Genomic DNA, 17,418 nt, shown 5'->3' on the forward strand with positions numbered 1-17,418 from the left:
GCACCGTCTGCAGGGACACAGTGCCGCTAGATCACGATCGAGACGCGATCGGGTGCACTCCCCCTCACCGCTTCTCGATCACCAGGCTCTGCACCACGCGGCCGAAATAGCCCTTGGCGTCGCCCAGCCGGGCCATCGCGAGCCCTGCCCCATCGGGGCCGATCCAGCTTTCGGCATCGAGCAGAATCCAGTCGCCGACCGGCTCGCGGGCCATGTTGACGGTGAGGTCGGCGTTGAGGAACGTGTAGCTGTGGAAGTCGAGCGCGGCCGACGTGCCGTTGCAGAAGTCGCTGGCGACCACCGCGCGCATCGCTTGCGACACTGCGTGGCCCTCGACCAGTGGCCAGTCGACGCGATACCAGATCGCACCGGGCCCCCGGACGCCGAAGCGGCCGCGCGCGGCGCGCAGGGTCATGCCGCGGACGAACGGGCTGGTGGAGAAGTCCGCCGGCTCCGGCTGCGCGTCGTCGGGGCCGACGAGATCGACCGGCAGCTCGCGGACATCTTCCGGCAGCGGCACCGCATCCTGGCGGATCTTGAGCACCGTCGCCGTGACCACCACGGTGTCGCCGGCGCGCAGGCGCACGGCGCAGAGCTGGATCTTGCGGCCTTCGCGCAGCACCTCGGTCTCGACCGTGAGCTCGGCGAGCGGCACAGGGCGCATCAGATCGATGGTGACGCGGGCGATGCGCATCGGCGACTTGGTCGCGATGCGCTCGGCCGCCCACACGACAAGCGCCGATGGCGCCGAGCCGTGCTGCATCGTCGGGTCCCAGGGGCCCGCGGCATCGGGACTGACGACGACGCTGGCGTCCGTGACGCGGAAGATCGGCCGCATCAGCGCAGTCTTTCCCACGCGTCAGCCCGCGCTGGCGAAGGCGCGATCGGCGCCGTTGGGCAGTTCGATGTCGACCTCGAGCGTCGAGACATGCTTCCCCCGGTCCATGCGGACGATGACCTTGTCCGGATCGAGTAGCACATGGCGCGAAACCACGGCGAGGATTTCCTCGCGCAGCTGCATCAGGAGATCGGGCTGGCCGCGCAGGCTGCGCTCATGCGCGAGCAGGATCTGCAGCCGCTCCCGCGCGACCGGCGCAGAGGCTGCGCGTCCGGTAAAGAGCCGCAATACGCTCATGCAGCCCTCCGTCCGAGCAGCAGGTTCATCAGGCCCTTGCGCTCGGTCGGGATCTGCATCTCGACCTCCTCGCCGAGCAGGCGGCGCATCGCGTCGTGATAGGCGCGCGCCGGCGCGCTGGCCGGGCTGTTGAGCGTGACCGGGCAGCCGACATTGGAGGCGCGCAGCACGTCCTGGCTCTCCGGCACGATGCCGAGCAGCGGCGTCGCCAGGATCTCCAGCACGTCCTCGATCGACAGCATCTCGCCGCGCGCGGCGCGGCCGGCATCGTAGCGGGTGATGAGGATGTGCTTCGCGACGCGCTCGCCGTTCTCCGCGCGCTCGGTCTTGGAATCGAGCATGCCGATGATGCGGTCGGAATCGCGCACCGAGGACACTTCCGGATTGGTGACGATGATCGCCTCGTCGGCGTAGCGCATCGCGAGCATCGCGCCGCGCTCGATGCCGGCGGGGCTGTCGCAGATCACCCAGTCGAACGTCTTGCGCAATTCGTGGATGACGCGGCCGACGCCGTCCTCGGTGAGCGCGTCCTTGTCCTTGGTCTGCGAGGCCGGCAGCAGCCACAGATTCTCCAGCCGCTTGTCGCGGATCAGGGCCTGCGGCAGCTTGGCGACGCCGTGCACGACGTTGATGAGATCGAACACGACGCGGCGCTCGGCGCCGAGCACGAGATCGAGATTGCGCAGGCCGACGTCGAAATCGACCACCACGACCTTCTCGCCGGCCTGCGCCAGCGCCGCGCCCATCGCCGCCGTCGTGGTGGTCTTGCCGACGCCACCCTTGCCCGACGTCACAACAAGTACTTTGGTCATCTTGGGAATCCTCCTGCTACTCAGCTCAAAGCTACGATCTTCATGGAATGGCCTTCGAGCCGCGCCTGCGCGGCCTTGCCGCGCAGGCCGGCGTCGATCTGCTCGGCGGTCTGGTAGTAGCCGTCGATCGCGACCAGCTCGGCCTCGATCTTCTGGCAGTAGATGCGCGCCGCCGAATTGCCGTTGATGCCGGCCATCGCGCGGCCGCGCAGCGCGCCGTAGACATGGATCGAGCCGCCGGCGACGATCTCGGCGCCCGAGGACACCGCGCCGAGCACGGTGACGTCGCCGTCGGGAAACACGATCGACTGGCCGGAGCGCACGGGCTGGTCAAGCAAGAGCGAGGTCGGCTGCTGCAGCTGTGGCTTCTCCGGCTCGATCTCCTGCACGGCGCAGTGACGGCCGCCGGACAACAAGGGCGGCATGCCGAGCGACAGCCGGCCCTGCTCGACGCCTTCAAGGCCGAGCACGCGGATGTTGCGCGACTCGATGCTCTTGATGAGGTGCGTGATCGCGAGCGGGCTGAGATCGACGGCGGAGAGGTCGAGCACGATCGGCTTGCCGACGAAGAAGCCGGGCGAGCCTGCGAGCGTCGCATCGAGCTCGCCGAGCCAGTCGGCGATCGGCACGACCGGCGTAAACACGAAGGCGACGTAGGAGCGCCCGCGCAGACGAATAACAGGACGCACCGTTTCAGCGCTGGCACTCATGACCATCCGACCCAACCCTTCTTAGTGATTGGTTAACTGTCGGCGCCAGATGGTTAACGGATGGTTAAATCGACGCTAAGCCGCTCGAAAATCGACAGCGGCGCGCCCGACATAGTTCGATGATGATCGAATCAAGGCGCAAATTGGGCACGAATGAGACGCAAATCCTGAGCATCTGCGTCAAGACTCTTTATGCCTCATTTCGATCACATCATGATGATAACTTTAACGTACATATAATCCGGAACCGACGGCTTTAGGCGGTTCCGAACAATTGACACTCGTCAGGGGGCGGGGCATGGCTTCAAAGGTGGCGTCAAAGGCACGGTCAACGTGCCAGGGCGTCCGGCAGGAAGGGACCTTCGACGTGCGATCCTCGATCCGCGCGAAACGTCTGATTCTGCAGATGATTCCGTGTGAACTGAAGTGGCAGAACCGCTCCCGTCCTTCGTTTGAAACTTGCTCTCATACGACCGTGACAGAAGCGAACAGTTGACCGGAATCGAGCGTCAGAGGAGTAGCGTATGAGTTCGTTGAGTGAACAGAATCCGATGAACCCGCAGGACCCGCTGCACTATGCACCGCGGTGGTTGCGTGAACGTCCGGAAGCCGCGCGTCTATCTCTCGTCGGTGACACCACCAAGGCAGCGGAGGCGGCCGAGCGTCCCGCTTCGGGACAGCAAGGACCGCTCGATGCTCGCCTGGAGACCGCCGTGTTCGAATCCCTTCGTCAGTCGCTGAACCCTCAGGTCATGGGCGAGCCGCCCGGATTCGAGCGCGACCGCGACCGCCGCTCGGTCGTGTTCAAGATCGCCGGCCGCTTCGCGGCGGCCACCGGCGTCGCCGCCGTCGTCGCGCTGTTCTTCGTCAACATCGTTCCGGTGTGGCGCCAGCCCGATGCGAGCTCGTCCTTCGTCGCCGCCGTGCAGTCAATGAAGACGCTGCCGCCGGTCGCGGCCGATGCCCAGGACGCCAAGGCCGACCAGACCAGCTCGCTGCCGGAGCGCGCCGAGCCGCAGGCTCCCGCTTTGTCGCAGTTCAAGTCGCTGCTCGCGGACGCCCCGGCGCCCACGCCTGCAGCTGATACCGACACTCCCGAAAAGCCGATGCTGCAGCAGTTCATGCAGTGGAATCAGAAGACGGGTCAGATGGAGCGGGTTCGCTAATCCGCTTCGACTGAGCCGACAGCCAACATCTCTCTCAAGGCGATCATGATCGACGTCCTACCGCAGAAAGCGGCAGCACGCGGTCCGTTAGCTCACGCCCGTATCGCAGTCGTCCTGCTCGGGAGCATCGTGACCAGCGGAGCCTTCGCCGCGTCCGGCGAAAATGTGAGCGTGGCGCGCCAGCTCGGCAGCCGCGTCGGACCGATCGTTGGCTCGGCGCTCGCCTGCCGCGACATCGCCCGGCCGCGCATTCAGGCGATCATCGAGAAGTTTCAGCTCGTCATCCGCGAGGCCGCCGCCAGCGAGGCCGACCGCGACGAATTGACCCGCCTGCTCGATCGCTACGTGGCTGAGGGCCGAAGCCTGGTCACATCAGGCCGGATGGACTGCCGCAGCGCCGACCGCCAGCTCGCCGATCTCGAACAGTCGATCGCGGCACCGGCCCCGACCCGACCCAACCTGCCCGCCGTGACGCTCGCGCCGTCGAGCGCCGTCGCGGCGACAATGCCGGCGCAGATCCTGCCGCCCGCGGTCGAGACGCGCGGCGTCACCCAGAGCGACATCAAGTTCGGCATGGTCATCCCCTATGGCGGCCCGGTGAAGGAGAGCGGGCGGCAGCTGAAGATCGGGGTCGAGGCCGCCTTCAACCGCGTCAACGAGGCCGGCGGCGTCAATGGCCGTGTGCTGAAGCTCGTCACCGCTGACGACGGCTACGATCCGTCGCGCACGCTCGATGCGATGAAGCAGCTGTACGAGAAGGATCAGGTCCTCGGCTTCCTCTGCAATTTCGGCTCCGCCACTGCGGCCGTCGCGATACCCTATGCGCTCGAGCGCCGCGCGCTGTTCTTCGCGCCCTACACCGGCGCCAACGTCGTGCGGCACGATCCGCCGGATCGCTATGTCTTCAACTACCGGCCGAGCTATGCCGAGGAGACCGATGCGCTGGTCCGTTATCTCGTGAAGGTCCGCAAGCTGCAGCCGCGCCAGATCGTCGTGTTCGCGCAGAACGACGCGTTTGGCGACGCGGGCTTCGCCGGCGTTGCCAAGGCCTTCCGCACTATCGGCGCCAACGAGAACACGATCGTGCGGGTCAACTATCCGCGCAACAGCGTCGAGGTCGACGACGCCATCAGCCAGCTCAGGCTGTTGAAGACGCCGGTCCGCGCCGTGATCATGCTGGCCACCACCCGCGCCGCCGCCAAGTTCATCGAGAAGGCCCACGACGTCTTTCCGGGCGCGGTGTTCGCCAACATCTCGGCGGTGGACGGCTCGGCGCTCGCCAGCGAGCTCACGCTGCTCGGCCCGCGCTACACCGACAACGTCATCGTCACCCAGACGGTGCCGGGGGTCTCCGGCTACTCCAGCCTGGTGCTGGACTACAAGAATGCACTGGCGAAATACTTCCCCGGCGAGGCTCCCGACTACATGTCGCTGGAGGGCTACATCTCGGCCAGCGTGCTGATCGAGGGCTTGAAGCGCGCCGGCCGCAGCTTCGACACCGAGCAGCTGGTGGAGACGCTCGAGACCCTGCGCAACCTCGATCTCGGCCTCGGCGTCCAGCTCGGCTTCGGCCGCTCGGAGCACCAGGCCTCGCACAAGATCTGGGGCACGGCGCTGGACCAAACCGGCAACTATCAACCGATCGAGCTTGACTAGAATACCGCTGGCCCAAAACCAGCCCCCGACGACCACGATAAAACAGCGACAGAGAAACCCGACATTAATTCGAAATGCCACGAATAGCAGAGCGGTGAGGATTAGCAGCAGCTCGTAGAGCAGACGGATAGATAGTACGATGGCAGTTCATTGGTCCGCGTTGATCATCGGAAGCCTGGTTTCCGCGTCCATCAGCCCCGCTTTTGCGGCGGCAACCGACGCCGTCAGGGATCTCGCCGGTCGGGTTGGTCCGATCGTGGGACAGGCATCGGCCTGCCCGGGCATCGCGCAAGGGCGCGTTCAGACCATCGTCGACAAATTCCGCGAGGCCATTCGTCAGTCCTCCAACAATGACGGCGAGCGCGATCAGCTGACGCGCACGTTCAACGGCTACATCGCCGAGGGCCGTAGTCGCACGGGGTCGTCGCAGGGAAATTGTGCAGCCGCGGAGCAGCAACTCGCGGAGCTCGAGCGCTCGCTCAGCCAGCCGGCCGCCGCGGGCCCGACGTCGCGGGCCGAGGCGACAACCGGCGCCGTCACCTCCGGTCCGGTCCGCGGCGTCACCGATCGCGAGATCCGGTTCGGCATGGTCCTGCCGTTCTCCGGGATCCGCAAGGAGACCGGGCGGCAGATGCGGCAGGGCATCGAGATCGCGTTCGCGCGGGCCAACGAAGCCGGCGGCATCAACGGCCGCACGCTGCGCCTCGTCGCGGCCGATGACGGCTACGATCCGAACCGCACGCTGGGGGCGATGTCGCAGCTCTATGACAAGGAGCAGGTGTTCGGCTTCATCGGCAATGTCGGCACCGCGAACTCCGAGGTCGCGATCCCCTACGCGCTTGAACGGCGGGCGCTCTACTTCGCACCGAACACGGGTGCGGCCGTGGTGAGACGCGACCCGCCCGATCGATACGTTTTCAATTATCGCGCGAGCTACGCCGAGGAGACGGCTGCGATCGTGCGCTACCTGGTGAAGATGAAGCGCATCCCGCCGAAGCAGATCGCCGTCTTCACCCAGCAGGACGCGTTCGGCGACGACGGCTTTGCAGGGGTCGCCAAGGCCTATCGGCAGCTCAACATCGCCGATCCCGTCACGCGCTTCAGCTATCCGCGCGCGACCATGGACGTCGAGGAGGCCGTCAATCAGATCAAGGCGCACAAGCCGGGATTGAAGGCCATCATCATGGTGGCGACCGATCGTGCCGCCGCCAAGTTGATCGAGAAGACTCGCGATGCCGTGCCCGGCCTGATCTACGCCAACGTTTCCGCCGTCGGCTCGACCTCACTCGCGACCGAGCTGAAGCTGCTTGGTCCGCGCTTCACCAACGGCGTCATCGTGACGCAGGGCGTTCCGGCCGTTTCCGGCTATTCGAGTCTCGTGCTCGACTACAAGAATGCGCTGGCGAAATTCGCGCCCGGCGAGGCGCCGGACTACACGTCTCTGGAAGGCTACATCGCGGCGACGATCCTGGTGCAGGCGCTGAAGCAGACCAACCCGCTCGACACCGAACGGCTGGTCGACACGCTGGAATCGATGCGCAGCCTCGATCTCGGCCTCGGGACTCCACTTGCTTTTGGACGCGCGGAGCATCAGGCCTCGCACAAGATCTGGGGCACCGCGCTCGACGAGAACGGCACGTATCAGGCGATCGAACTGGAATAGACTAAAGATTGAGGGGAAAAGAACTGGTTGTAGGCGACGTATTAGCCGCTTCTAAAGCATGATCGGAGAAAGGCGTGCCTGGTTACCGAAATGGTCATGCTCTTAGGAAAAGCTGGTCTGTGCATGATGGCGGTCGTAAGTCTAATCCGTCGCAGACACAGAGCGTCAAATCACCAGGCGGAAGACCTGGATGGGGTCCATAGTGGGATAGTGGCAATGAGCTTTCGTTCTAGCGTGTTCTTGGTTGCGGCATTGCTCGCAACGCCCGCCAGCGCGGCGGGCACCAATGCGGATGTGGTGCGTAATCTTGCGAGCCGGGTCGGGCCGATCGTGGGAGCAGCATCCGCCTGTCAGGCGATCGACCAGGGCCGCGTCCAGGCCATTGTCGACAAGTTTCGCGAGGTGATCCGGGAGGCTTCCACCGGCGGCTCGGATCGCGACGAGCTGACGCGCGTGTTCAACGGCTACGTCGCCGACGGACGCAACCGCGTGGGCGCAGCTCAGACCGACTGCAACACCGCAGGTCGCCAGCTCGCAGAGCTGGAGCGATCGCTGGGCCAGACCGCGCCGAGCCAGACCGCCACCAGCCTCGCCGGGGTGATCGCCCCGTCGGCGGCGGTTGCCGCCACGGCGCCGACGGCGACGCTGCCGCCGCCCTCGGCGAGCAACGTCCAGGGCGTCAGCGCCAACGAAATCCGCTTTGGCATCGCCGCGCCGTTCTCGGGCGCGTCGAAGGAGCTGGGCCGGCAGATGAAGCTGGGCATCGAGGCCGCCTTCAATCGCGCCAACGACTCCGGCGGCATCGCCGGCCGGTCGCTGCGACTCTATTCGGCGGACGACGGTTACGAGCCGTCGCGCACGCTGGATGCGATGAAGCAGCTCTATGAAAAGGACAAGGTGTTCGGCTTCATCGGCAATGTCGGCACGCCGACCTCGGCGGTCGCCATGCCCTACGCCCTGCAGCGCCGCACGCTGTTCTACGGCGCGTTCACCGGCGCCAACATCCTGCGCAACGATCCGCCGGATCGCTATGTCTTCAACTATCGCGCGAGCTACGCGGAAGAGACCGACACCGTCGTGCGCTATCTGGTGAAGCTGCGCCGTCTGCAGCCGCGCGACATCGCCGTGTTCGCGCAGCAGGACGCCTATGGTGATGCCGGCTTCTCCGGTGTCGCGAAGGCGTTCCGCTCGCTCGGCCTGGCCGATACCTCGATCGTGCGCTTCAACTACAAGCGCAACACGGTCGACGTCGACGAGGCGGTCAACCAGCTGCGCGCGATGAAGAACCCGCCCAAGGCCATCGTCATGGTGGCGACCTATCGGGCGGCCGCGAAGTTCATCGAGAAGACGCGCGATCTGTACCCCAGCATGATCTACACCAACGTCTCGTTCGTGGGATCGACCGAGCTGTCCGACGAGCTCATGCTGCTCGGCCCGCGCTATGCCAGCGGCGTGATCGTCACCCAGGTGGTGCCGGCCGTCGGCGGCTATTCCAGCGCCGTGCTCGAGTACAAGGGCGCGCTGGAGAAGTACTTCCCGGGTGAGGCGCCGTCCTACGTCTCGTTCGAGGGTTACGTCGCCGCCAACGTGCTGATCCAGGCCCTGCGCAAGGTCGGTCCGCAGCTCGACACTGAGGCTCTGATCGACACGCTGGAGAACATGCAGAGCGTCGATCTCGGCCTTGGCGCCAAGCTCGGCTTCGGCCGCGCCGAGCACCAGGCGTCGCACAAGATCTGGGGCACGGCGCTCGACGAGCGCGGCAAGTTCCAGGCGATCGAGCTGGAGTAGTTCGAGCCCTCGAACTCAGGTTCACAAAAACGACGCGGCAGCCCCCGGCTGCCGCGTCTTTCGTTTGACGGTCTCCCTTGCCTCGCGCCCGAGCCTGCCTCACGCCCAAGGCGAACCGAGATGAGCGCGGTATTGTCAGCTGTCATTCCGAGGCGTGCGCAGCACGAACCCAGAATCCATCTCACGCCGGATCACGAAGCCCGATGGATTCCGGGCTCGCCGCGCTGGCGCGCGTCGCCCCGGAATGACATCGAGAGTGAGGCACGGTCTTGCCAGGCGGCGCCTGCGCCATCTCACAGCGGCGGGTCGATCGCCTCGTCGTATTCCTTCTTGAAGCGGGCGATCAGCTCGGCGGCCGGCACGACATCCTTGATGGCGCCGATGCCCTGGCCGGAGCCCCAGATCTCCTTCCACGCCTTCGGCTTGGCACGCTCGCCCGAGGCATCGGTGCCGAAGCTCATCTTCGACGGGTCGGAGGTCGGCAGGTTGTCGGGGTCGAGGCCGGCGTTGACGATCGACGGTTTCAGGTAGTTGCCGTGCACGCCGGTGAACAGGTTGGAATAGACGATGTCGTCGGCGCCCGACTTGGTGATCATGTCCTTGTAGGCCTCGACGGCATTCGCCTCCTTGGTGGCGATGAAGGCCGAGCCGATATAGGCGAAGTCGGCGCCGAGCACGCGCGCGGCGCGGATGGCGCGGCCGTTGGCGATCGCGCCCGACAGCGCGATCGGGCCGTCGAACCAGCTGCGCGTCTCCGACACGAAGGCGAATGGCGAGATCGTGCCGGCATGGCCGCCGGCGCCGGCCGCGACCAGGATCAGGCCGTCAGCGCCCTTCTCGATCGCCTTGTGGGCGAAGAACTGATTGATGACGTCGTGGAAGACGATGCCGCCCCAGCGATGCGCCGCCTGGTTCAGCTCCTCGCGCGCGCCGAGCGAGGTGATCATCATCGGCACCTTGTACTTCTCGCACAGCGCCAGATCCTGCTCGAGCCGGTTGTTGGAGCGATGCACGATCTGGTTGACCGCGAACGGCGCCGACGGACGCTCGGGGTGCGCGCGATCGTAGGCGGCGAGTTCTTCCGTGATGCGCGCCAGCCATTCATCGAGCAGCGCGGCCGGCCGCGCGTTGAGCGCCGGAAACGAACCCACCACGCCGGCCTTGCACTGTGCGATCACCAGATCGGGCACGGAGATGATGAACAGCGGCGAGCCGATCACCGGGATCGACAGGCGCCCCTTGAACAAGGCGGGCATGGACATGGACAGGAATTCCTCTTGGTGAAATGCGGTGATGCTCGTTGCGCGCAAGCATGCCCGACATCATGCCGTCATGGCAATTCGCTCGCAGAGGGACCGGAAAAGCCCGTGGAGGGTCTTGCGTTGAGGCGCTGGCGGGAGCGGCCGGTCCCTATTGGCACAACGCTGATGTCACGAAGGTGTCGGTGCGGCAGTCGCCCGGCTTGCGTTGGCGGCCGGGAATCAGCACCCGGGCCGAGCAGGTCTCGGCCGAATCGGTGTTGAGGCTCTTGCCTTCCTTGTAGCCCTTGCCCTGACACAATTTGTCAGCCCCGAGCTTGCAATCCGGCGTGCCGTTGGCGGCGATCGGGCAGACCACGCGGCCCGTCGCCATGCTGGAGGGCTTGGTGAGCCGCGAGAGCGCGTCGCCAGTCTCTTTCAGGGCACCGCCCTGCGCAGCGCCGCCGCTCCCGGCTGGAGGGGCGGGCTGGCGGGGCGGCTGCTCGGCGGGAGCCGGGCCCGCGGCGTCCCCGGGGACGCCGGCGGCCGGCTCGCCACTGGCTTCGGCCGGACGCTTCAGCGGGATGATCGACATCTTCTCGAACAGCTTGCCGAGCTCCTCCACCAGCCCCGGATTGGACGGCGGCGACGCGGGTGCAGCAGGCGCGGGCGGCGGCTGTGGGGGCGCCTCGCGCAAGCCGGCGGCCGGCGCCGACTGCGCCGATGATGGCGTCGGCAGCCCCACGGCCAAAAGCGCCATGGCGAGCAGCGCCGGGGCTGCGATCAGCCGTTGGCGCAACGCCGACATATCAGATCAGCTTCAGCGCGACGACGAAGCCGGCCACCAGCACGGCCGCGCCGAGCGCCACCCACAGGCCGAGATGCTTTTCGATGTGCACCCGGATCCATTCGCCGTACCGATTCAGCACGATCGCGGCGATGAAGAAGCGGCCGCCGCGCGCCACGATCGAGCAGACGATGAACAGGAAGAGATTGTAGCCCGCGAAGCCCGAGGTGATCGTCACGAGCTTGTAGGGGATCGGGGTCAGCCCCTTCAGCAGGATGATGATCGCGCCCCACTCCGCATAGGAGGCGCGGAAGGCCTCGACCTTGTCTCCCAGGCCATAGAGATGGATCAGCCACTGGCCGAGCGAGTCATACAGCAGCGCACCGATGGCATAGCCGACCACGCCGCCGGCGACCGAGGCCGCGGTGCAGACGCCGGCGAACAGCCAGGCCCGCTGCGGCTTCGCCAGCGACATCGGGATCAGCATCACATCCGGCGGCACCGGAAAGAACGAGCTTTCAGCGAAGGCGATCGCTGCCATGATCCAGAGGGCATGCGGCTTGTGGGCGGCGTCGATACACCAGTCATAGATCCGTCTGAGCATGGCTGGCGATGAAGCAAACCGGGCCGCGTTTGTCCATGGCTCATATGCGCAAGGCCGACATGGAGACCCGTGGCACTAGTGCCGCTTGCGGATCGTCCTCTCCTCGGCCGCGACGATCGGTCGCTCCGCCACCCGCCCCGGCGCGACCTTGGCAATCTTCAAGGCCGATTTCGGCAGCTTCTCCGCAATGCCCAGGAGCAGCTCGCGCCGTTCCATCTCGCGCCAGACGTCCTCCGGCTGAATGCCGAGCTCGGCCCACAGCACCGCCAGATTGTAGAACAGGTCGGCGCTCTCGCGCACCACCGCCTCAGCGTTACCGCCCACCGCGTCGATCGCGACCTCGATGGCTTCCTCGGCGAGCTTCTTGGCCATCTTGCCAGTGCCCTGCTGCAGCAGCTTGGCCGTGCGCGAGCGCGAGGGATCCTGGTCCTTCGCCGCCAGGATTGCGCGATAGAGCCGCTCGATCGAATCAGTCATCGGCACACAATAGTTAAAATCAATGGCAGCGGTGTTAACGTCTGCCGCAGACATGAAAAAATCCGCCGGCGCTGAGGCCGGCGGATCTTTCTCACTCATCGATGATCACCAGGGATTGTAGTAGCCGCCGCCGTAATACGGGCCGCCGCCATAATAGTGATATCCCGGGCCGTAGCCGCCGTAATAGGCCGGCCGGCCGTAGTAGTAGTGATCCTCGTAATACGAACGACGATTCTGGGCCGCGGCGATGGCGAGGCCGGTGCCGACGATGCCGGCGAAGGCCGCGGCTGCAGCCGCGCCGCCATTGCCGCGATAGTGACGACGGCGGGCGCTGACATCGGTCAGCCCGCCGTCATTGACCGTCTTGGCGACAACGCCCTTCTCGGCCGGCGCCGATCCGGCGAAAGCGAGGGTGGGCTGAACGGCCGTCAATGTCACCGCGGCCACCGTCGCCAGGACAGTAGCACGGCCGGCGCGTGAAACATTTCCGCGCTGTGCGATCATGGGGAACCTCCGTACGATTAAATTTCGCGAACCCAACGCCTCAACTGGGGTGACAGTTCCCCTCTGGAAACCAGGAGTCGAAGCCGCAAATCGCCGCAGGCCTTGCTCATGGACCGTTCAGGTTCGTTCAGCCATGATCGGGCGCCGCCGGCCCGGGCGTTTGTCACGAGTTTGACATATCGAAGCGTGTGACGCGCGTGCGGAGGCGCGGATGAACTGATTAGGATACCGGCGTGACCGACCGGTGTGGCCTGCGAATACCGGCGTGACCTGATGCGTATGCGACGACCCGTCACCATGCTCGCCCTTGCGCTCGTCGCGGCCTTCGTCGTGCCTGCCTGGCTGTCGCAGCCGCGCGCTGCAGCCGACGAGCCGAAACGTCCCGTCGCCGTCATGTTCGCGCTGGACCGCCCGCTCGACGGCAGCATGGCGCCGGTGGTGCTCGCGAGCAGCCGCGGGCTGTTCGGCGCCGAGGGCGTGACGGTCACGCTCACGAACGCCAAGGGCTCGCCGGATGCGATCGCGCGCGTGGCGTCGGGCGAGGCGGACATGGCGCTCGCCGACATCAACGAGCTGATCCGCTATCGCGACGGTGCGGGCAGCCAGGGCGTCAAGGCCGTGTTCGTGCTGTTCAACCGCGCGCCCTACGCGATCATCGCCCGCAAGAGCCGCGGCATCAACGCCCTCGCCGACATCGAGGGCAAGACGCTGGGCGTGGCCGAGGGCGATCTGTCGATCCGGCTGTGGCCGGCGGTCGTGAAGCAGAATCATCTGAAGCCCGAGACCATCAAGCTGTCGCGCGTCGGCGCCGCCGTGCGCGAGCCGATCCTGTCGGCGGGCCAGGTCGACGCGGTCAGCGGCTTCTCCTACCTCTCGGCGATCAATCTGCGCGACCGCGGCGTGCCCGCCGCCGATCTCGCCGTGCTGCGCTTCGCCGACTATGGCTGCGAGGCCTATGGCCACGCGGTGATCGTCAGTCCCGGCTTCGCCGCCAGGCAGCCGGCCGCGGTGAAAGCTGTCCTGCGGGCGCTGACGTCCGGCCTCCAGCTCGCGATCAAGGACCCTCAGGGCGCGATTGCCGACGTGGTGAGCCGGATGGAGGACGGCTCACGCGAGCTCGAGCTGGAGCGGCTGCAGACGGTCCTGGCCGACAACGTGCTGACATCGGACGTGCGCCGCGATGGCATCGGCGGCATCGATCCCGCCCGGTTCGAGCGCGCGCTCGACCAGATCGCCGAGGACCGCAAATTCGTCCACAAGCGTCCGCATCCCGCCGACATCTTCGACAACGGCTTCCTGCCGCCTGCCGACAGCCGCCTGGTGAATTGAGCGCTCGCCGCGGTCGCCCATCCCTTGCTAACATGCGGACGCGCCCTCCGGCGCGATTCCGCCTCCGCCTGATCAAAAAGCGCCTCGCCCATGTCCCTGCTCCGTGTCTACATCCGCGTGCTCCAACTGCTGGGAAAGGAGGCGCGGCTCGGCTGGATCGTGGCGATCGCCAACCTCGCGCTGGCGGTGGCGCAGTTCGCCGAGCCGGTGCTGTTCGGACGCATTGTCGATTCGCTGTCCAGCAACGCATCGACCGCGACGGCCTGGCCGCTGCTCGGGGCCTGGGCCGCGTTCGGCCTGTTTACGATCGCAGCCAGCGCCTGGGTCGCGCTGCAGGCCGACCGGCTGGCCCATCGCCAGCGCCATGCGGTGCTCACCAGCTATTTCGAGCACATCCTGCAGCTGCCGCTGACGTTCCACTCCGGCACGCATTCGGGACGGCTGATGAAGGTGATGATCAACGGCACCGATGCGCTGTGGCATCTGTGGCTGTCGTTCTTCCGCGAGCATTTCGCCGCGATCATGTCGGTGGTCGTGCTGCTGCCGCTGTCGCTGTATCTCAACTGGCGGCTCGCGATCCTGCTGTTCGTGCTCTGCGTCGTCTTTACGGTGCTGACCACGCTGGTCGTGCGCAAGACCTACGGCATGCAGAGCGAGGTCGAGGAGCATTACAGCAATCTCTCCGCACGCGCCTCCGACGCGCTCGGCAATGTCGCGCTGGTGCAGAGCTTCGTCCGCATCGATGCCGAGGTGCAGGGCCTGCGCCACGTCGCCGGACAATTGCTGTCGGTGCAGATGCCGGTGCTCGGCTGGTGGGCGCTGGTGACGGTGATCACGCGCGCCTCGACCACCATCACCGTGCTCGCGATCTTCACGCTCGGCATTGCGCTGCATCAGGCCGGGCTGACCTCGGTCGGCGAGATCGTGATGTTTGTGTCGTTCGCGACCATGCTGATCCAGAAGCTCGAGCAGGTCGTGTCCTTCATCAACAACGTGTTCATGGAGGCGCCGCGGCTCGCCGAGTTCTTCACCGTGCTCGATGCCGTGCCCGCGGTGCGCGACCGTCCCGACGCGATCGATGTCGCCCGTCTGTCCGGCCTCGTCGAGCTCAATGACGTCTCGTTCTCCTATGACGGCAAGCGTCCGGCGGTCGAGGACCTCACCTTCACCGCGCTGCCCGGCCAGACCATCGCGCTGGTCGGCCCGACTGGCGCCGGCAAGTCGACGGCGATCGCGCTCTTGCATCGCGCCTTCGATCCGCAGTCCGGCTTCATCAAGATCGACGGCATGGACGTGCGCGGATTGAAGCTGGCGGCGCTGCGCCGGAACATCGGCGTGGTGTTCCAGGAGGCGCTGCTGTTCAACCGCTCGATCCGCGAGAACCTGCTGGTCGGCAAGCCCGACGCCACCGACGAGGAGCTGCGCACCGCAGCCAGCCGCGCCCAGGCGCTGGAGTTCATCGACCGCGCCGATCAGGGTTTCGACACCAATGCCGGCGAGCGCGGCCGGATGCTCTCGGGCGGCGAGCGCCAGCGGCTGTCGATCGCGCGTGCGCTGCTGAAGGATCCGCCGATCCTGATTCTCGACGAGGCGACGTCGGCGCTCGATGCCGTCACCGAGGCCAAGCTCAACGCTGCGCTCGATGAGGTGATGAAGGGCCGAACGACCTTCGTGATCGCGCACCGGCTCTCGACCATCCGCAACGCGACCCGAATCCTGGTGTTCGAGAACGGACGCGTGATCGAAAGCGGAACGTTCGATGAACTCGTGGCGAAAGGCGGTCATTTCGCGGAACTCGCGAAAGCCCAATTCATGGTGCAAGAGACCGCACGCGCGGCGCTCGGTGCAAACGAGGCCGACGACTCCGTCAAGGCCTGATGGCGGGACGCTTTCATCGTGGAATTGAATGGCTGGGCTCTGTTAACCAGCATCGAGCCGGTATAGGTTCGCGACCTGCCGCAACCGACGCGGCGCCGGACACGCTTGAAACCCGAAAGCCCGTTTGCCCATCTCGCTCGCGAGGCGGGTTCTCAAAGGACCGGACCAGACCAGTGCAGACGCTTCGCCTGTTGTTCCGCTATTCCCCGCTGAAGATCATCGCTGTTGCTGCCGCGCTCGTGCTCGCGCCGCGCCTGGCCAATGCCGAGGCGCTGCTGCTCGTCGAGGCCGACTCCGGCAAGGTGCTGGAGGCGCAGAACGCGACCTATCCGTGGTACCCCGCCTCCGTCACCAAGCTGATGACCGCCTACGTCACGCTGAAGGCGGTGAAGGACGGCAAGGCCTCGCTCGACACGCTGCTGACGGTGTCGCCCACGGCGGCGTCGCAGTCGCCGTCGAAGATGGGCTACCGGCCGGGCACGCAGATCACCGTCGACAACGCGCTGAAGATGATGCTGGTGAAGTCGGCGAACGACATGGCGGTGGTGCTGGCGGAAGGCATCGGCGGCTCGATCGACGGCTTCTCGATCATGATGAACGAGACCGCGCAGCGGCTCGGCATGACCCAGACGAGCTACGTCAATCCGAACGGCCTGCCGGCCGACGGCCAGATCACCTCGGCGCGCGATCTCGCGATCCTCGCGCGCGCCATCATCCGCGACCTGCCGGAATACGAGTACTTCGTCCACATCCCCTCGATCCGCTACGGGCGCCGCGTGGTGCAGAACTTCAACCGGCTGATCGGACGCTATCCCGGCGCCGACGGCTTCAAGACCGGCTTCATCTGCGCCTCCGGCTACAATCTGGTGGCGTCGGCGACCCGCAACGGCAAGCGCCTGATCGCGGTCGTGCTCGGCGCCTCCTCGGGCCAGGCGCGCGCCGTGCGCGCGATCCAGATGCTCGACCGCGGCTTCAACGGCAATCAGCTCAGCTGGCTGAAGGCGCCGCTCGGCAATGTCGAGCAGCTCGTGCCGGTCGATGCCACCCCGCCGAACCTGCGCGACGACATGTGCAACGGCCGGCGGCACCGGCCCGCCAGCGATGACGACGGCGAAGAGGCCAGCACCGAGGGCGAGACGACGACCGGCGGCACGCTGCTCGCCGGGCTGCAGACCCCGGCGTTGAAGCCATCGGAAATCCTGGCGGCAGCGCCCGCGCCGTCCGAGCCCGTGGTGGTCTATACCGGCCCGACGCGCACCGGTGCGGCCCTGATCGCCGCCGTGGCCGCTGACGCCGATGCCCAGACCCCGCCGAAGCACCGCGGCAAGAAGGCGCATGCAGCCGCCAAGAAGGACGTCGAGCCGGCGACCCGGACGGCGGCCAAGAGCGATGGCGAGGCCAAGCCGGCCACCAAGCCTGACCCCAAAGCAGCCGATGCCAAGCCCGCCGCTGCGCGGCACGTCGCCGCCAAGCCCGACTCCGCGGCAAAATCAGCGGAAAAACCGGCATCGGACAGCGCGGCGAAGCCCGGCAAGCCCAAGGCGGCCGCCAAGCCTAAGGCGGACGGCAAGCCGGCACCGAAGAACGGCTGATCTCGCGCCGCGTCTGCGGCACGGGGGCGTCCCCCGTGTTCACCTTCCTCTTTCGTCTACGCCCCGGCCGCTTGCCTTG

General features: G+C 66.5%; 16 protein-coding genes. 7 read left to right on the plus strand and 9 right to left on the minus strand.

The genetic code is table 11. From position 1 onward, the window contains the following. Positions 1-64 precede the first annotated feature (64 nt). The 4 genes from BRAO375_RS23685 to minC are packed head-to-tail and all read right to left on the minus strand — an operon-like array spanning position 65 to position 2,663. On the minus strand, positions 65-838 hold the full coding sequence (locus BRAO375_RS23685; protein ID WP_175345357.1) for a thioesterase family protein: 774 nt from the start codon (positions 836-838) through the stop codon (positions 65-67). 21 nt (positions 839-859) lie between these two features. Continuing rightward, on the minus strand, positions 860-1,135 hold the full coding sequence (gene minE, locus BRAO375_RS23690) for a cell division topological specificity factor MinE (protein ID WP_009029981.1): 276 nt from the start codon (positions 1,133-1,135) through the stop codon (positions 860-862). Then, on the minus strand, positions 1,132-1,947 hold the full coding sequence (minD, locus tag BRAO375_RS23695; protein ID WP_035641881.1) for a septum site-determining protein MinD: 816 nt from the start codon (positions 1,945-1,947) through the stop codon (positions 1,132-1,134). The genes minE and minD overlap by 4 nt, the downstream gene beginning before the upstream one ends. 20 nt (positions 1,948-1,967) lie before the next feature. Next, positions 1,968-2,663 carry a septum site-determining protein MinC gene (gene minC, locus BRAO375_RS23700; protein WP_009029983.1) on the minus strand — a complete coding sequence of 232 codons (696 nt, stop codon included), beginning with the start codon at positions 2,661-2,663 and terminating at the stop codon, positions 1,968-1,970. Between the two features lie 518 nt (positions 2,664-3,181). Between minC and BRAO375_RS38680 the strand changes: the two genes are divergently transcribed. From BRAO375_RS38680 to BRAO375_RS23720, 4 genes are all read left to right on the plus strand, one after another. Beyond that, positions 3,182-3,823 carry a hypothetical protein gene (locus BRAO375_RS38680; protein WP_244423257.1) on the plus strand — a complete coding sequence of 214 codons (642 nt, stop codon included), beginning with the start codon at positions 3,182-3,184 and terminating at the stop codon, positions 3,821-3,823. Positions 3,824-3,868: 45 nt separating this feature from the next. Further along, on the plus strand, positions 3,869-5,479 hold the full coding sequence (locus BRAO375_RS23710) for an ABC transporter substrate-binding protein (RefSeq protein ID WP_009029985.1): 1,611 nt from the start codon (positions 3,869-3,871) through the stop codon (positions 5,477-5,479). 139 nt (positions 5,480-5,618) lie between these two features. After that, positions 5,619-7,142 (plus strand): ABC transporter substrate-binding protein, encoded by a 1,524-nt coding sequence (locus tag BRAO375_RS23715; protein ID WP_009029986.1) that lies wholly within the window; start codon positions 5,619-5,621, stop codon positions 7,140-7,142. A 216-nt stretch (positions 7,143-7,358) separates the two neighbouring features. Next, positions 7,359-8,930 carry an ABC transporter substrate-binding protein gene (locus BRAO375_RS23720; protein WP_244423259.1) on the plus strand — a complete coding sequence of 524 codons (1,572 nt, stop codon included), beginning with the start codon at positions 7,359-7,361 and terminating at the stop codon, positions 8,928-8,930. Positions 8,931-9,223: 293 nt separating this feature from the next. On the opposite strand, the gene BRAO375_RS23725 is transcribed toward BRAO375_RS23720, so the two are convergent. The 5 genes from BRAO375_RS23725 to BRAO375_RS23745 form a co-directional block, all read right to left on the minus strand. After that, a complete protein-coding gene (locus BRAO375_RS23725; RefSeq protein ID WP_009029988.1) occupies positions 9,224-10,192 on the minus strand; it encodes an NAD(P)H-dependent flavin oxidoreductase in 969 nt (322 codons plus the stop codon). A gap of 148 nt (positions 10,193-10,340) precedes the next feature. Further along, complete coding sequence (locus tag BRAO375_RS23730; RefSeq protein ID WP_009029989.1) at positions 10,341-10,976, minus strand: hypothetical protein; 636 nt, start codon at positions 10,974-10,976, stop codon at positions 10,341-10,343. Position 10,977: 1 nt separating this feature from the next. Next, positions 10,978-11,559: a YqaA family protein gene (locus BRAO375_RS23735; RefSeq protein ID WP_009029990.1), complete on the minus strand. Its 582-nt coding sequence runs from the start codon at positions 11,557-11,559 to the stop codon at positions 10,978-10,980. A gap of 75 nt (positions 11,560-11,634) precedes the next feature. After that, positions 11,635-12,036 (minus strand): phosphoribosyl-ATP diphosphatase, encoded by a 402-nt coding sequence (hisE, locus tag BRAO375_RS23740; protein WP_009029991.1) that lies wholly within the window; start codon positions 12,034-12,036, stop codon positions 11,635-11,637. Positions 12,037-12,141: 105 nt separating this feature from the next. Beyond that, entirely contained in the window at positions 12,142-12,540 is a 399-nt protein-coding gene (locus tag BRAO375_RS23745) for a hypothetical protein (RefSeq protein ID WP_009029992.1), read from the minus strand. Between the two features lie 273 nt (positions 12,541-12,813). On the opposite strand from BRAO375_RS23745, the gene BRAO375_RS23750 reads away from it, so the two are divergent. From BRAO375_RS23750 to BRAO375_RS23760, 3 genes are all read left to right on the plus strand, one after another. Next, complete coding sequence (locus BRAO375_RS23750) at positions 12,814-13,869, plus strand: ABC transporter substrate-binding protein (RefSeq protein ID WP_035641896.1); 1,056 nt, start codon at positions 12,814-12,816, stop codon at positions 13,867-13,869. A 90-nt stretch (positions 13,870-13,959) separates the two neighbouring features. After that, entirely contained in the window at positions 13,960-15,747 is a 1,788-nt protein-coding gene (locus BRAO375_RS23755) for a glucan ABC transporter ATP-binding protein/ permease (protein WP_009029994.1), read from the plus strand. Between the two features lie 173 nt (positions 15,748-15,920). Further along, entirely contained in the window at positions 15,921-17,339 is a 1,419-nt protein-coding gene (locus BRAO375_RS23760; protein WP_009029995.1) for a D-alanyl-D-alanine carboxypeptidase family protein, read from the plus strand. The last annotated feature ends 79 nt before the right edge of the window (positions 17,340-17,418 follow it).

It is taken from the genome of Bradyrhizobium sp. ORS 375, assembly GCF_000239775.1.
GTDB lineage: Bacteria > Pseudomonadota > Alphaproteobacteria > Rhizobiales > Xanthobacteraceae > Bradyrhizobium.

Coding starts and splice junctions, on each gene's coding strand:
- BRAO375_RS23685 (WP_175345357.1), bottom strand. CDS start 838: ATGCGGCCGATCTTCCGCGTCACGGACGCCAGCGTCGTCGTCAGTCCC.
- minE (WP_009029981.1), bottom strand. CDS start 1,135: ATGAGCGTATTGCGGCTCTTTACCGGACGCGCAGCCTCTGCGCCGGTC.
- minD (WP_035641881.1), bottom strand. CDS start 1,947: ATGACCAAAGTACTTGTTGTGACGTCGGGCAAGGGTGGCGTCGGCAAG.
- minC (WP_009029983.1), bottom strand. CDS start 2,663: ATGGTCATGAGTGCCAGCGCTGAAACGGTGCGTCCTGTTATTCGTCTG.
- BRAO375_RS38680 (WP_244423257.1), top strand. CDS start 3,182: ATGAGTTCGTTGAGTGAACAGAATCCGATGAACCCGCAGGACCCGCTG.
- BRAO375_RS23710 (WP_009029985.1), top strand. CDS start 3,869: ATGATCGACGTCCTACCGCAGAAAGCGGCAGCACGCGGTCCGTTAGCT.
- BRAO375_RS23715 (WP_009029986.1), top strand. CDS start 5,619: ATGGCAGTTCATTGGTCCGCGTTGATCATCGGAAGCCTGGTTTCCGCG.
- BRAO375_RS23720 (WP_244423259.1), top strand. CDS start 7,359: ATGAGCTTTCGTTCTAGCGTGTTCTTGGTTGCGGCATTGCTCGCAACG.
- BRAO375_RS23725 (WP_009029988.1), bottom strand. CDS start 10,192: ATGTCCATGCCCGCCTTGTTCAAGGGGCGCCTGTCGATCCCGGTGATC.
- BRAO375_RS23730 (WP_009029989.1), bottom strand. CDS start 10,976: ATGTCGGCGTTGCGCCAACGGCTGATCGCAGCCCCGGCGCTGCTCGCC.
- BRAO375_RS23735 (WP_009029990.1), bottom strand. CDS start 11,559: ATGCTCAGACGGATCTATGACTGGTGTATCGACGCCGCCCACAAGCCG.
- hisE (WP_009029991.1), bottom strand. CDS start 12,036: ATGACTGATTCGATCGAGCGGCTCTATCGCGCAATCCTGGCGGCGAAG.
- BRAO375_RS23745 (WP_009029992.1), bottom strand. CDS start 12,540: ATGATCGCACAGCGCGGAAATGTTTCACGCGCCGGCCGTGCTACTGTC.
- BRAO375_RS23750 (WP_035641896.1), top strand. CDS start 12,814: ATGCGTATGCGACGACCCGTCACCATGCTCGCCCTTGCGCTCGTCGCG.
- BRAO375_RS23755 (WP_009029994.1), top strand. CDS start 13,960: ATGTCCCTGCTCCGTGTCTACATCCGCGTGCTCCAACTGCTGGGAAAG.